Origin of the sequence: Mycobacterium sp. pR1184 (assembly GCF_041287235.1) — a bacterium.
GTDB lineage: Bacteria > Actinomycetota > Actinomycetes > Mycobacteriales > Mycobacteriaceae > Mycobacterium.
Window position 1 is genome coordinate 589,862 of record NZ_JBGGKR010000001.1, and the last position, 13,098, is coordinate 602,959.

A 13,098-nucleotide genomic window follows, 5' to 3' on the forward strand; every position below is an offset into this window, starting at 1 on the left:
CGCGCAGCTACTTGACGAATTCTCTTCTGCCGTAAGCGATATCAGCTGCTTGCCAGTTGCCGCCGGCCGCACTGACGAGCCGGCGGGCCAGGTCGCGGTCGTCGTTTGCGGCGATCAGAACCAGGGTGTGGTCGGTCGCGGTGACGGATCCGCCGCGCAGCCGGTCGCGGGCCGAAAGATCGGCCGCCAGCGCGGTGGCGAGGCGCTCGATGTCGACATCCGGCACGGTGATCATGAGCGCGTTCTCCTGCGGTGCGGCCTGTGGCAGGTAGTCGAAGGACAGCACCGATTCCTGGTCGAACTGACGGCGTAGTGCCGCGGCGGCGGCGTGCAGGGCGTCCTCGGTGCCGCACAGCTGGAATTCATGCGAACGCTCCAGGGTGATTCGCTGCTGCGCATCGGACCAGTACGCCCCGTCGAGCGGCGTGGACCCGGTGACCGTCACGCCGTTGAGGGCGAACGTCAGGTCGGCCTCCGGCTCGAAAAAGGGATCACCGTTGTCGGCGGCGAAGAATTCGGCCGGTTGACAGCTACCGACCTCGCTGCGGGCCGGCGATGGCACCACGATGGCGCAGCAAATGAGCGCCAGAAGCCACAACAGCACCGACCGCATAAGCAGCCTCTCCCGTCTCTTGACGGTGTCGGAGGGCGGGGTGTTACCCAAGGGCACGGGGGCGCCGCTCACTGCGCCTTGTGCTTGTTCTTCCTCGGCGGGTCCGCCGGCCATTGCAGCGCGGCGTGGGCGGCGTCGGTGAGCGCTTTGCCGCTGGCGTAGCGGTACTTTGGTTTCTTCACCATGCCGCGGGCGATGACGCCGTCGAACGTGGGCGGCACGGCGGGGTTCACATAGCTCGGTTCGGGCGGATCCTTCGTGAGGTGCCCGATGACCTGCTCTCTGGCGTCGCCGGGAAAGGGCGGCGCACCCGTCAGGCACTCGTACAGGATGCACGCCAGCGAGTAGGTCGCGGCGCGGATGAGGTCGTCGACCGTGCCCGCAACTTGTTCGGGGGGAATGGAACCCGTTGTGAGACTGGGTGTTTCGTCGGGCTGGCCGGCGTCGGTGAGCGGCGGCGCGTACGGGCGACAAAGCAAGTAGGCGACGCCATCCCGAGCGATGAGGATGTTTTCCGTCGCGATTTCCCGACTCACCAGGCCCGCCGCGTGTGCGGTGTCGACCGCCGCGGCGACTTGGCCGAGGACCTCCACCGCGCGCGCCGGGGTGAGCGGTCCCTGCCGGGCCAAGAGTGTGCGCAGATCGACGCTCTCGATCAGGGGCATCTGCAGGTATAGGCGCCCGTCGATTTCGCCGGCGTCGTCGATCAGCACCCAGTGCGGCGCGGCCGTGTTTGTCAGCACCCGTGTCGCCATGCCCGCCTCGCGCTGCACGCGCATCGGGACCGGGGGGACCGAATCCCGTCGCGGGAAGATCTTCAGTGCCACCCGCTGGCGGGTGGTGGTGTCTTCGGCCTCGTAGACCTCGCAGCGCCCTCGGGAGAGCGGCCGTAGCAATTGATACTTTCCGAACCGCTCTGCTGGCATGGCTTGGTCGGACGCCCTTCGGGAGGGGGGCTGGGATCGCTCCACCGATCGAACACTAGTCGCGTATTCGTTGCCGGCGAATGCCCGTTTTCGGCGGAGAAAACGGCGTCACATGACGACCACGCGTCACACCAGCATCGAGCGCATAAAGCCGCCTCTTGCGTTGCTTGACGGTTGTCAGAGGGTGAGTGTTTACTGCGGAAGGGTATCGAACATACTTTCGAAAATCAGTGATCGGGAGGCTTGTCATGACTGCGGCTCTCGCCTCCAATCCTCACCCCGAAACCCGGCCTGAGCAGCTGGAATCGCTGCGGCGGCGGATTGCTGAGATGTCTGGTCGCAGCACGATGTCCGGGTCCCCCGCGGTGGCCCCGACGGACGACCTGCTGCCGGCGTGCGAGTCCCACCTGGCCCTCCCGCAATGGCTGGCGGACGCGCTGCAGGTCCCGTTGCCCAAGGGCACGGTGGCGGTGCTGTCGGGGGCCCGGTCGCTGCTGCTGAGCGTGGTGGCGGCGGTGACGGCGGCCGGCGGAAACGCGGCCATCGTCGGTCAGCCGGATATCGGGCTGCTGGCCGCGGTGGAGATGGGGGCGGATCTGAGCCGGCTCGCGGTGATACCGGATCCCGGGACCGATCCGGTGGAAGTGGCCGCGGTGCTCATCGACGGCATGGATCTGGTGGTGCTCGGACTGGGTGGGCGTCGGGTGCCGCTGACCCGGGCGCGGGCGGTGGTGGCTCGCGCCCGTCTCAAGGGCTGCACCCTGCTGGTCACCGACGGCGACTGGCAGGGGGCGCCGACCCGGCTGAAGGCCCGGGTCAGCGGCTACGAGATCACGGCGGGTCACCGCGACGCCCCGGTTTGCGGATTCGGACGCATCAGCGGAGTGCGGCTGCAGGTCAGCGGGGTGTGCGCGGGGAGACGGGTGACCGGCCGTCGAACGCGAACCGGGTGAGTTCGAATGTCTTCCCGGGTGCTGGCCATTTGGTGCATGGACTGGCCGGCGGTCGCGGCGGCGGCAGCGGCGGACAAATCCATGACGACCCCGATCGCGGTCACCCTGGCCAATCGGGTGATCGCCTGCTCGTCGGCTGCGCGTGCGGCCGGAGTGCGACGAGGGTTGCGGCGCCGCGAGGCCGCCGCCCGTTGCCCGCAACTGCACGTCGCCACCGCCGACGCCGATCGTGACGCCCGCTTTTTCGAGGGGGTGATTGCGGCGGTCGACGACCTGGTGCCTCGCGCCGAGGTGCTGCGCCCCGGCCTGCTGGTGTTGCCGGTGCGCGGAGCGGCCCGTTATTTCGGGTCCGAACAACAGGCCGCCGAACGGCTGATCGACGCCGTAGCCGCAGCCGGGGCCGAGTGTCAGGTCGGGATCGCCGACCAGCTGTCCACCGCGGTCTTCGCCGCTCGGGCGGGTCGTGTCGTGGCACCCGGCGGCGATGCCAAGTTCCTGTCGGTGCTGTCGATCCGGCAGCTGGCCACCGAGCCGAGCCTGTCCGGTCCGGGGCGAGAAGAGCTCACGGATCTGTTGTGGCGGTTAGGGATTCGCACCATCGGTCAGTTCGCCGCACTGTCGGCGACCGACGTGGCTTCCCGGTTCGGCGCCGACGGGAGCAGCGCACACCGGTTCGCCCGCGGCGAACCCGAGCGAGGCCCGTCCGGGCGAGAGCCCCCGGCTGAACTCGAGGCCGTGCTGGATTGCGATCCGCCGATCGACCGGGTCGACGCCGCGGCATTCGCCGGACGCTCGCTGGCCGGCACGCTGCACCAGATGTTGATATCCGCCGGGGTGGGATGCACCCGGCTGTCCATTCATGCCGTCACCGCCAACGGCGAAGAACTGAACCGGGTATGGCGGTGTGCCGAGCCGTTGACCGAGGACGCCACCGCCGATCGGGTGCGCTGGCAACTGGACGGGTGGTTGAGCAGCCGGGCCGCCCGCAATCCCCGCCCGACGGCGCCGGTGACATCGCTGCGGCTGCAGGCGGTGGAGGTGGTGTCCGCCGAGGCGCTGCAGCTGCCGTTATGGGGCGGTCTCGGTGAGGAGGACCGGCAGCGGGCCCGCCGCGCCCTGGTGCGGGTGCAGGGCCTGCTCGGGCCGGAAGCGGTGCGGGTGCCGGTGCTGTCCGGAGGCCGCGGACCCGCCGAACGCATCACGCTGACTCCGCTGGGTGACGAGCCGGTTCCGGATGCCGACCCGGGGTTGCCGTGGCCCGGTCAGCTGCCGGACCCTTCGCCGGCGGTACTGCTCGACGATCCGGTGGAATTACTTGACGCCCAGGGGAATTCGATACGGGTAACAGGCCGGGGGATGTTCTCCGCCGACCCGGTGCGCCTGGTCTCCCGCGGCCGAGACGACGCGCTGCGCTGGTGGGCCGGCCCGTGGCCGGTCGACGAGCGGTGGTGGGATCCGGACCGATCGCCGGGCCGCACCGCGCGTGCCCAGGTGTTGCTGGAAAGCGAACGCGCGCTGCTGCTGTGCTATCGCCAGCGGCGGTGGTACCTCGAAGGAATCTACGAGTAGGGGTGTCAGTACCGGCCGAAGGCCACGGCGACGTTGTGGCCGCCGAAGCCGAACGAGTTGTTGAGTGCGTACCGGTAATTGCCGGGCCGCGGCTTGCCCGTCACCACATCCAGGTCGATCTCTGGATCAAGGTTTTCCAGGTTCAGGGTCGGTGGGATCACCTGATCCCGCAGCGCCAGCACGGTCAGGATCGACTCCACCGCGCCGACCGCCCCCACCGAGTGGCCCAGCGCGGCCTTGGGCGCGTACACAGCCGCTTTGTTGCTGCCCAGCGCGTTGTTAATGGCCTTGGACTCGGCCAGGTCGCCGACCAGGGTGCCGGTGGCGTGCGCATTGACGTGGTCGATGTCGCCGGGAGTCAGCCCCGCCAGCTGAATCGCCCGGCTCATCGCATGCCCGGCGCGTGCGCCATTGGGGTCCGGCGCCACCATGTGGAAGCCGTCCGAGGTGATGCTGGCGCCCATGATGCGGGCCAGGATGTTGGCACCGCGGGCCTTGGCGTGCTCCTCGGTTTCTATGACCATCAACGCGCCGGCCTCACCGAACACGATGCCGGTCCGGTCCCGATCGAACGGGCGGCACGCCCCGGCCGGGTCGTCGTTCTTCGTCGACAACACGATGCGCATCTGGCCGAACGCCGCTATCGCAACCGCTTCGATCTTGACCTCGACACCGCCGCAGATGGCGATATCGGCCTCACCCAGGACGATACTGCGCCAAGCCTGTGCGATGCCTTCGGAGCCGGAGGCGCACGCCGAAATCGGGGTGAGCACCCCGGCCCTGGCGTGTCGTTCCAGCCCGATCGCCGCGGCGGGGGCGTTGGGCATGTACTTCGCCACCGCCAGCGGCGAAACCCCCTGCATGCCGCGGGCGCGGATGTCGTCGTAGCTGAACACTATTTGCTCGGCCGAGCCCAGGCCGGTGCCGACGGACACCAGCAATCGGTTGGGGTCGACCTCGGGCGATCCGGCGTTCTCCCACAACCGGCGGCTCAGAACCGTGGTCATCTTCGGCAACCAGCCCATTCGGTGACGTTCGGCACGTGTCAAACCGTGGTCGAAATCCTCCAGCAGGTGCCCGCCGATGCGTACCGGCAGGTCATAGTGCTCGACAAACGAGTCCTCAAGCGTGCGGATACCGCTTTGGCTGTCCAGCAACAACTTCCAAGTGCTCTCGGCGTCGGTCGCCACCGAGGTTGTCATGGCAATGCCGGTGACCACTACGTTTGGTAGTGCCTTCCCCGTTACCAGCTCTGTCATCGCGAAGGTCCTTCCAGTGTTGACTAACGCAACCTCGCGTAGATATCCACCTATTCCATCGTTGCTGGGCGGTTTCTGTCAACGAAAGTCGGCGGCCAGCGACTCTAGGAGGCCAGCCGCCGCGCGAAGGGACCCACTCGTTCGATGAACCGGTCGAAGAATGTCGCCGGATCGACGCCAACTCCAATGCGCGCGTTAGGTTCTCGGCGCCAATCCGTTACCGTCATGCCGCGGGTCAGGGTGCCGGCGAGCTCGATGTCCACCCGTCCCGAGCGGGTTGCGATGAGTTCGGGATCCAGCGCGACCGCCGCGGCCAACGGATCGTGCAGGTGCGCCAGATATCCGTGTCCGTTGTCGTAGTAACCCTCGAGGTAGAACCGCAGCGCGTCTTCGATCACTCGGATCACCGGATTGGACGCCGTCGATCGGGTGCCCCGGCGGTCGTCCACGCTCATGATCGTCGACGTCGATCCCGCGGCGTCGGCCAATCTCGCCAGGACTTCCGGTGTGATCGCGACGTTGCGCGTCAGATCCAGGCCGCACAGGATCGGAAGCTGCTGCGGCCCAAGGTTTTCGCTGGACCAGGCCGCGAACACCTCGGCGGCCGCCTCGGGGTCCACGCTGATGTTCCATTCCGCCACCGCGGTGGTGTTACCGACGTGGTCATAGGAGCCGCCCATGATGACCAACCGGCGCAACAGCGTTGGCAGCGCGGGCTCGGCGCGCAGCGCCAGCGCCAGATTGGTCAGCGGGCCGGTCGCCACGCCGATCAGCTCACCGGGGAACGCCTGCGCCGCGCGCACCCAGGCGGTGGCCGAGTCGTAGTCGGTCAGCGCCGCGTTGCTCGGTGGCACGTCGGCGTACCCCAGGCCGCGCGGGCCGTGGACTTTGGAGGGGGTGCGCAGTGGGCCGGCCAGCGCTTCGTCGGCGCCCTTCGACACCGGGACACCGGTGGCTCGGCACAGCTCCAGAAGGCCAAGGTTGTTGGCGCAAACCTGTTGTACGCCAACATTTCCCCCGGTCGATGCGATGCCGACCAAATCGGCGTCCGGGCCGGCCAGCAGGTAGATCAAGGCCAGCGCGTCATCGACGCCGGTGTCGACGTCGGCGAAAACGGGATTCACTGCGGAAACGATACTCAGCCTTTATGGGTTGGCAGGACGCGTTGTGACCTCTTGGACGATCCACCTATTGCCGTCGGGATCGTTGAAGGAGAAAAACGACTGGTAGCTGGTGTGGTCCGGATCCGGTCCAGGCAACCGCGCCTCCGGCGGAAACGGTGCGCCGTGCCACATGTCACTCGTTTTGATGCCGCGTCCGGCGAAATCCGCGTGGGCCGTTTCGATGTCCGAGACTGTCAGCACACCTTGAGCGGAACCCGGCGCGGCCGGCGTAATGCCCTGGCCGAACGTGACCGAGCAGGCCGAACCCGGGGGCGTGAACTGCACGATGCGGACATCGCCGCCGGGCTCGATGTCGCTATCCAGCGGCCATCCCAGGCTTTCGTAGAACTGCTTGGACCGCTCGACGTCGGTCACGGGGACGACGTGAACCTCAAGGTGCATCTCGACCATGCCGACCCACCTTCCTCACCAGTGAACCCCGGGCACCAGGCGGACCGCCTTGCGAACCGGTCGGGGGACCCCGATGCGGCCGACGGCACGCACCGGGCGCTTCGGCCGTCTTTTCTGCACAGCGCCACCGGACGGCGAAACTCCCAGCGCGGCAGCGGAATCGGGGTAACCGAGATACACCTGGTGCAGAATTCGCCGCGACGTCCTGGGCAATAGGTAGTTGCCGGCCTCGGCCAGGGTGCCCAGGGGGGTGTCGATGCGTGTCGGTTTCTCGACCAGTCCGCGCACCACCATCGCGGCCGCCCGTTCGGGGCTGATCGGCGGCACGGGGTTGAGCCGCTGCGACGGCACGATCATCGGCGTCTTGACCAGCGGCATATGGATATTGGTGAACGTGATGTGGTCGGACAGCGTCTCCGAGGCGACCACGTCGGAAAACGCGTCCAGTGCGGCCTTGGTCGGCAGATACGAGCTGTATTTCGGGTTTCGGGCCAGCACGCCCGCGCTGGAGACGTTCACGACATGGCCGAATCGGCGCTCCCGCCAATGCGGTAGCAGCGCGAGCACCATTCGGACGGCACCGAAGTAGTTGACCGCCATCACCCGCTCGTAGTCGTGCAGTCGATCGGTGGAGTTGACCACCGAACGGCGGATCGAACGGCCCGCGTTGTTCACCAGGTAATCGACATGACCGAAGCGGCCCAGGATGTCCTTGACGGTGTGCTCCACCGATACCGAATCGGTGACATCGCAGGTGAAGGCGTGGGCCTGACCGCCGTTCGCGCGGATCTCGGCGACCAGCTCGTCGAGTGCGGAGCCGTTGCGCGCCAGCGCGAACACCGTGGCGCCCCGTTCGGCGACCGCGATCGCCGATGCCCGGCCGATGCCACTGGATGCGCCGGTGATGATCACGTGCCGGCCGTGCAGCGGGCCGTCCGGAGCGTCGCGGCGGGCGCGGTCGGGATCGAGATGCTGCGCCCAGTACCGCCACAGCTTGGGCGCGTAACTGGCGAACTCGGGCACTTCAATCCCGGTGCCGCGCAACGCGTTTTGCGTCCTATCGCTGACAAACGTGGGGATCAGGTCGACGAGATCGAGCACCTCGGCCGGAATCCCGAGCTGGGTGGCCGCCATGTTGCGAACCCGCTTGACCCGCCCGCTTGCCTTCAGCACCGGCGCGGCCACCGAGCGGGGCAGCGAGCCGCGCAGCGCGGGCAGTCCGGCGGCTTTGGCGACACCACGGTAAATGCCGCGCAGCCCAATGGTTTTCGGTGAGGTCAGGTGGAAAGTTCGCCCATCCCAGGAAGCTGAGCCGTCGACGTGCATCAGGGCGACGAGTGCGTCGACGACGTAGTCGACCGGGACGATGTTGGTGCGCCCGGTGTCGGGCAGCATGATCGGGGTCAACGACGGCAAGATGGCCAGCTTGGACAGCACGCCGAAGAAGTAGTACGGGCCGTCGATCTTGTCCATCTCGCCGGTGCGCGAGTCGCCGACCACGACGGCCGGCCGGTAGATGCGGTAGCGCAGCCCGGGTTGCGACCGGACCAGCAGTTCGGCCTCGAACTTCGTCTGGTGGTACGGGGTGGGCAGTTGCTGGCCGACGTCGAAGTCGTCTTCGGTGTACTCGCCGTCGAAGTCTCCCGCGACGGCGATCGACGACACGTGGTGAAGCGTCGCGTCCAGGCGCCGCGCCAGCTCGATGACGGCGCGGGTGCCCTCGACGTTGGCGGCGCGCTGTTCGGCTTCACCGGCCGTGATGTCGTAGATCGCCGCGCAGTGCACGAGATGGTCGACCCGGCCCAGCTCGGCCAGCCGCTCGTCGGTCAGCGTCAGCTCCGGCAGCTCACCGACCAGCGGTTTGGCGCGTTCACCCCACTGTGCAGCGAGGCGTTCGAAGCGTCCCAGCGACCGGGGCCGGACCAAGATCCACACGTCGGCGTCGGGCCGAGTGTCCAACAGGCGAGCTACGACGCGGCGACCAATAAACCCGGTACCGCCGGTAACGACATACCGCATGGGGTCATGGTAGCGGGGATCAGCTGAAGCTGCGGATGCCGTCCCACTCGACCAGCGTCCACCCGTCCGTCGGGTTTCCGGTGAGTACCACGCGGCCGACGTTCGGCAGCGGATGGGTGCTCAACAGGCTGCTCTTGCCGTTGCGGGCGTTCATCAGCGTCCACGCCATGATCGCGGTGCCCTGGGAGAACACCACCGGCTTGCTGTGGCCGCTGTTGTAAACCTTGTTCACCGCGGCGGTGAACTCGTTGTTGAACTGCTTGCCGCTCACCGATCCCGGGATGCTGTCCGCGATGTCGCCGTTGATCCAGTCCGCCGGCGCCAACAGGTACGTGGTGGCCGCCATCGATTGAGGTTTGCCGTTGTACCAGCCGGCATTGAGCGCCTGCACGCCGCTCAGGACTTCCACCTGCTTGCCGAGTTCACTGGCCAACGGCCCGGCGGTCTGCTGTGCCTCGGCCATCGCGGAGGCGTAAACGGCGTCGAAGTCGTTGCGACCGCTCTGGTGGGCCAGCTGCTGGGCCTGGCCCCTGCCCTCGGCGGTGAGGCCGGGCCCGGGGGGATCGGTGTTGATGATGCCGTCGGCATCGGCCTGGGTCTGGGCGTTTCGGATGAACGTCAACGTGATGGCGCGCGCCTGCGTCGACCCCCCGCAGGCGCCGACGATGAGCGTTGCGGCGAGTACGGCCCCTGTTTTCCAGAAGGCCTTTCCGATCATGCTGCGCGTGGCCATGTCGATAGCCTGCCCTGCCGACAGCCCCATGGGGAAGGGTTTGCAATGGTTGAGTGCGCAAAAGCGTGAATCTGGTAGTCGAGAGGAGACTCGCATGGCGATTGACCCGAGTGCTGTCGGTGCGGTGACCGAGCCGAAGTTGTTCGACTGGACCGACCGGGACACCCTGCTCTACGCCCTCGGGGTTGGCGCGGGGCTCGACGACCTGTCGTTCACCACCGAGAACAGCCACGAGATCACCCAGCAGGTGCTGCCCACTTACGCGGTGATCTGCTGCCCGGCGTTCGGGGCGGCGGGCAAGATCGGTGATTTCAACTGGGCGATGCTCTTACACGGCTCGCAAGGGATCCGGCTGCACGCGCCGCTGCCCCCGGCGGGCAAGCTGTCGGTGGTCACCGAGGTCACCGACATTCAGGACAAGGGCGAGGGCAAGAACGCGGTCGTGATGCTGCGTGGCCGCGGCACCGACCCGGATACTCAGGAGCTGATCGCCGAAACGTCGACCACCTTTGTGGTGCGCGGCGCGGGCGGGTTCGGTGGGCAACCGGGTCAGCGCCCCGTCGCGCCGGAATTCCCGGATCGCGAGCCGACATCACGCTGGCCCTGCCCACCCGCGAGGACCAGGCGCTGATCTACCGGCTCTCCGGTGACCGCAACCCGCTGCACAGCGACCCGTGGTTCGCCCGGGAGTTGGCCGGTTTCCCGAAGCCGATCCTGCACGGGCTGTGCAGCTATGGGGTGGCGGGGCGCGCGCTGGTCGCCGAGCTCGGTGGTGGGCAGGCCGCGAACATCACCTCGATCGACGCACGCTTCAGCTCGCCGGTGTTTCCCGGCGAGACGTTGACCACGCTGATCTGGCGTACCGAGCCGGGCAAGGCCGTCTTTCGCACCACGGCTTCGGGTGCCGAGGGCGCCGAGGCGGGACGAGTCGTGCTCGACGACGGCGCGGTCGAATACGCGCAGAGCTAACCGGCGTCGGCCAACTGCCGCGCCAGGCGGCCGACGAAGTCGGCCGTGGCGGCCGGGCTGTCCAGCGCGAACAGCGCGGCGGTGGCCCGGTCGCCGTCGTCGTTGTGCCGCACCAGGATTGGGATTCCGTCCGGGTGCACCGCGTCGAACGCGTCCTCGTCGGTGATGTCGTCGCCGAAAAAGATCGGTGTCAGGCCGGCCGATCCGTCCAGGTGCTCGAGGACCCAGTGCAGCGTCTTGCCCTTGTCCCAGTCGATATCCGGGCGTAGCTCGATGACCTCGCGGCCGGTCGTCACCCGCAGCGCATCGCGCTGACCCGCGGCGCGCACCGCTGCCGTCACCTCGCCGACGCGGTCTCGCGCCGCGTTGCGATAGTGCACGGCAACGCCAAACCGCTTGTGCTCCACCCTGACCCCCGGAATCGACCCGAGTCGCTCGCGCAGCTGGGCGGCCGCGGATTCCAGCACCGGTATGGCCGCGGCCGCGGCGTCGTTTTGGTGATGCGTTCCGTCGGGCGCGGTCAGTTCGAAGCCGTGGCTGCCGGCGTACCAGAGACCGGGCAGGCCGACGCGTGCCGTGACGTCGGCGAGGTCGCGCCCGGACAGAATCGCGACCGGACAGCGCGCGGCCAACCGTTGCAGTGCGTCGTCGGCACCGGCGACCAGCTGCGCCGAGTCCGGGTCGTTGACGATGTCCGACAGCGTGCCGTCGAAGTCGAAGAACACCGCGGGCCGTCGGGCGGCGAGGTCCTCGCCCAGCAGCTGCGACGCGTCGGGCAGCTGCGACATCCGCAGGTCTCCGGTGCGGACCGTGACATCACCCAGCTCCTGCGCACCGATCACCAAGGCGAATCCGGCATCGCGCGCGGCCGCGGCCACCGCCTCGCTGGCCGCGACGACCACACTGCGGCCTGCCCGCACGCCCAGCCGGTCGGCGGTCGCGGCCGGGTCGTCGACGCCGAGGGCGACGCGCACCCCGGCCTCGCGCAGTTGCGGCACCGGCGCGGAGTCGGCGTCCAGCTCAAACAGCACCGCGTCGTGGCGGCGTGGGTCGATGGTGACCGATGGCTCCGATACTGGCTCCGATACTGACATCGACCAACCTTCTCACGGTGATCAATGCCGCCCGGGCTGGGTCAGTGGCGCGCTCGCGCGGTCGGATGGGCGCGGGGAACGCCGCCCCGCGGCGTGCCGGCCCGGCGCCTGCGGCGATCCTTGGTGAACAGCAGGACGGAGTCTTGGCTGAGTGCCGTCAGTCGCGCCATCTCGCGTTCGATCCCGCTGGCGAGCTGCTGGAGTTCGGGGGCGGCGTCGTAATCGGCGGTGATCCCGAAGATCAGCTCGTCGCCGTAGCTGAGCACCGCGACTCCGCTGGACAGCTGCGAAGCCGTTGGCGGGATCGGCAGCAGACGTTCCACGGTTGCGCCCATCAGCCCCAGCCGATGCCGAGGTCCCGGCGCATTGGTGGCCAGCGTCACGATGCCAGGTTGCGGGAGCCGGCTCATCACCAATCGAACTGCCTTGGCGCACAAAGTAAATGGCATGGAACTGGTGGCCAGGTCCACGATGCTCGTGGGCTGGTGGACCGGCGCCGGCTGGTTCAAGCTGCTGTGCACAATGCGCAGCCGCTGCACCGGATCGTCGTGCTCGACAGGCAGATACCTCTTCCCCAGGGTGCGCAACGAACCCGCGCGCGGTTGTTCGCCGCGGTGCAGCAACACGGCCCGGAAGCCCTCGGTGATGGCGGCAAGCGCGACGTCGTTGGTGGTCACCCGGAACTTGCCACAGACCGCGTCGACGGCGGCGAGGGGAACGCGCACCGTGCTGTAGCGCCGCATCGTGACCGCCGGGCCGGTCGACGACGCGCGGGCCGCCGTCCAGACCGTCTCGGCCAGTGTGCTGGCGACGGTGGTCGCGGCGGTCGAAGCTCGCCAGAGCGTCTCGGCCCAGCCCCGCGGGGTCGAATCATCCTTGGCTACAACGTGATTGGCGAACATTTCGCTGTCGGCGTCGTCGCAGAGCCTGGTGAGCAGGTGGGCCGCCGGCGTGGCGTCGGCGAGGTAGTGGTGAACCTTCATCAAGATCGCCCACTTGCCCCGCAACCCCTCGATGACCCAGCACTCCCACAGCGGCCGGTCCAATTCGAGGGGGCGTTCCAGGGCGTGGGCGATCGCTCGAGACAGGTCGGCTTCATCGCCGGGGCGGGGAACCGCGACCCGGCGCAGATGATGGGCGAGGTCGAAACCCGGATCGTCGGTCCAGTGCTGGGCGCCGCTGAACGGATGAGTCCGCAACACCTGGGTGCATCGCGGTATCGACTGAATACGTTCTGCCAGAAGCGCTTTGAGGCATCCCAGGTTCGGGACCGCGCCTTCGACGATGGCGACCGCGCCCGTCGCCGTACTTGCCTGCCGATCGGGGTCCGCCGCGGTGCGAAAGCCCGAATCCAACGCTGTGGTCAGCTGTACCATTTTCAGTTCCCGC

11 protein-coding genes and 1 pseudogene are annotated in these 13,098 nt (G+C 68.1%); 3 read left to right on the forward strand and 9 right to left on the reverse strand.

The window, feature by feature from the left end:
* Positions 1-7: 7 nt before the first annotated feature.
* Entirely contained in the window at positions 8-685 is a 678-nt protein-coding gene (locus tag ACAG21_RS02965) for a hypothetical protein (RefSeq protein ID WP_370494494.1), read from the reverse strand.
* Entirely contained in the window at positions 682-1,539 is an 858-nt protein-coding gene (locus ACAG21_RS02970; RefSeq protein WP_370494551.1) for a serine/threonine protein kinase, read from the reverse strand. The genes ACAG21_RS02965 and ACAG21_RS02970 overlap by 4 nt, the downstream gene beginning before the upstream one ends.
* Positions 1,540-1,787: 248 nt before the next feature.
* Here ACAG21_RS02970 and ACAG21_RS02975 point away from each other — a divergent pair, with 248 nt between their 5' ends.
* Both ACAG21_RS02975 and ACAG21_RS02980 read left to right on the forward strand, forming a co-directional pair.
* Complete coding sequence (locus ACAG21_RS02975; protein WP_370494495.1) at positions 1,788-2,492, forward strand: hypothetical protein; 705 nt, start codon at positions 1,788-1,790, stop codon at positions 2,490-2,492.
* Positions 2,493-2,498: 6 nt separating this feature from the next.
* On the forward strand, positions 2,499-4,061 hold the full coding sequence (locus ACAG21_RS02980) for a DNA polymerase Y family protein (RefSeq protein ID WP_370494496.1): 1,563 nt from the start codon (positions 2,499-2,501) through the stop codon (positions 4,059-4,061).
* A 5-nt stretch (positions 4,062-4,066) separates the two neighbouring features.
* On the opposite strand, the gene kasB is transcribed toward ACAG21_RS02980, so the two are convergent.
* From kasB to ACAG21_RS03005, 5 genes are all read right to left on the reverse strand, one after another.
* Positions 4,067-5,320, reverse strand: a complete 1,254-nt coding sequence (gene kasB / locus ACAG21_RS02985) for a 3-oxoacyl-ACP synthase KasB (protein WP_370494497.1) — start codon at positions 5,318-5,320, stop codon at positions 4,067-4,069.
* Between the two features lie 104 nt (positions 5,321-5,424).
* Entirely contained in the window at positions 5,425-6,444 is a 1,020-nt protein-coding gene (locus tag ACAG21_RS02990; RefSeq protein WP_370494498.1) for a nucleoside hydrolase, read from the reverse strand.
* A gap of 21 nt (positions 6,445-6,465) precedes the next feature.
* The gene (locus ACAG21_RS02995) at positions 6,466-6,894 is read right to left on the reverse strand and encodes a VOC family protein (RefSeq protein WP_370494499.1); all 429 of its coding nucleotides are present in this window, start codon (positions 6,892-6,894) and stop codon (positions 6,466-6,468) included.
* A gap of 15 nt (positions 6,895-6,909) precedes the next feature.
* Positions 6,910-8,913: an SDR family oxidoreductase gene (locus ACAG21_RS03000; protein ID WP_370494500.1), complete on the reverse strand. Its 2,004-nt coding sequence runs from the start codon at positions 8,911-8,913 to the stop codon at positions 6,910-6,912.
* A 19-nt stretch (positions 8,914-8,932) separates the two neighbouring features.
* Positions 8,933-9,646 carry a histidine phosphatase family protein gene (locus tag ACAG21_RS03005; RefSeq protein ID WP_370494501.1) on the reverse strand — a complete coding sequence of 238 codons (714 nt, stop codon included), beginning with the start codon at positions 9,644-9,646 and terminating at the stop codon, positions 8,933-8,935.
* Between the two features lie 94 nt (positions 9,647-9,740).
* On the opposite strand from ACAG21_RS03005, the pseudogene ACAG21_RS03010 reads away from it, so the two are divergent.
* Positions 9,741-10,615, forward strand: a pseudogene (locus tag ACAG21_RS03010) (MaoC/PaaZ C-terminal domain-containing protein).
* On the opposite strand, the gene otsB reads toward ACAG21_RS03010, so the two are convergent.
* Together otsB and ACAG21_RS03020 are read right to left on the reverse strand one after the other, a co-directional pair.
* Positions 10,612-11,709, reverse strand: a complete 1,098-nt coding sequence (otsB, locus tag ACAG21_RS03015; protein WP_370494502.1) for a trehalose-phosphatase — start codon at positions 11,707-11,709, stop codon at positions 10,612-10,614. The pseudogene ACAG21_RS03010 and the gene otsB overlap by 4 nt on opposite strands.
* Positions 11,710-11,750: 41 nt before the next feature.
* Positions 11,751-13,085: a wax ester/triacylglycerol synthase domain-containing protein gene (locus ACAG21_RS03020; RefSeq protein ID WP_370494503.1), complete on the reverse strand. Its 1,335-nt coding sequence runs from the start codon at positions 13,083-13,085 to the stop codon at positions 11,751-11,753.
* Between the last annotated feature and the right edge of the window lie 13 nt (positions 13,086-13,098).

Bases quoted from the DNA above. Each gene is read 5' to 3' on its own strand.
- ACAG21_RS02970 (WP_370494551.1), bottom strand. From the start codon at position 1,539: ATGCCAGCAGAGCGGTTCGGAAAGTATCAATTGCTACGGCCGCTCTCC.
- ACAG21_RS02975 (WP_370494495.1), top strand. From the start codon at position 1,788: ATGACTGCGGCTCTCGCCTCCAATCCTCACCCCGAAACCCGGCCTGAG.
- ACAG21_RS02980 (WP_370494496.1), top strand. From the start codon at position 2,499: ATGTCTTCCCGGGTGCTGGCCATTTGGTGCATGGACTGGCCGGCGGTC.
- kasB (WP_370494497.1), bottom strand. From the start codon at position 5,320: ATGACAGAGCTGGTAACGGGGAAGGCACTACCAAACGTAGTGGTCACC.
- ACAG21_RS02995 (WP_370494499.1), bottom strand. From the start codon at position 6,894: ATGGTCGAGATGCACCTTGAGGTTCACGTCGTCCCCGTGACCGACGTC.
- ACAG21_RS03000 (WP_370494500.1), bottom strand. From the start codon at position 8,913: ATGCGGTATGTCGTTACCGGCGGTACCGGGTTTATTGGTCGCCGCGTC.
- ACAG21_RS03005 (WP_370494501.1), bottom strand. From the start codon at position 9,646: ATGGCCACGCGCAGCATGATCGGAAAGGCCTTCTGGAAAACAGGGGCC.
- otsB (WP_370494502.1), bottom strand. From the start codon at position 11,709: ATGTCAGTATCGGAGCCAGTATCGGAGCCATCGGTCACCATCGACCCA.
- ACAG21_RS03020 (WP_370494503.1), bottom strand. From the start codon at position 13,085: ATGGTACAGCTGACCACAGCGTTGGATTCGGGCTTTCGCACCGCGGCG.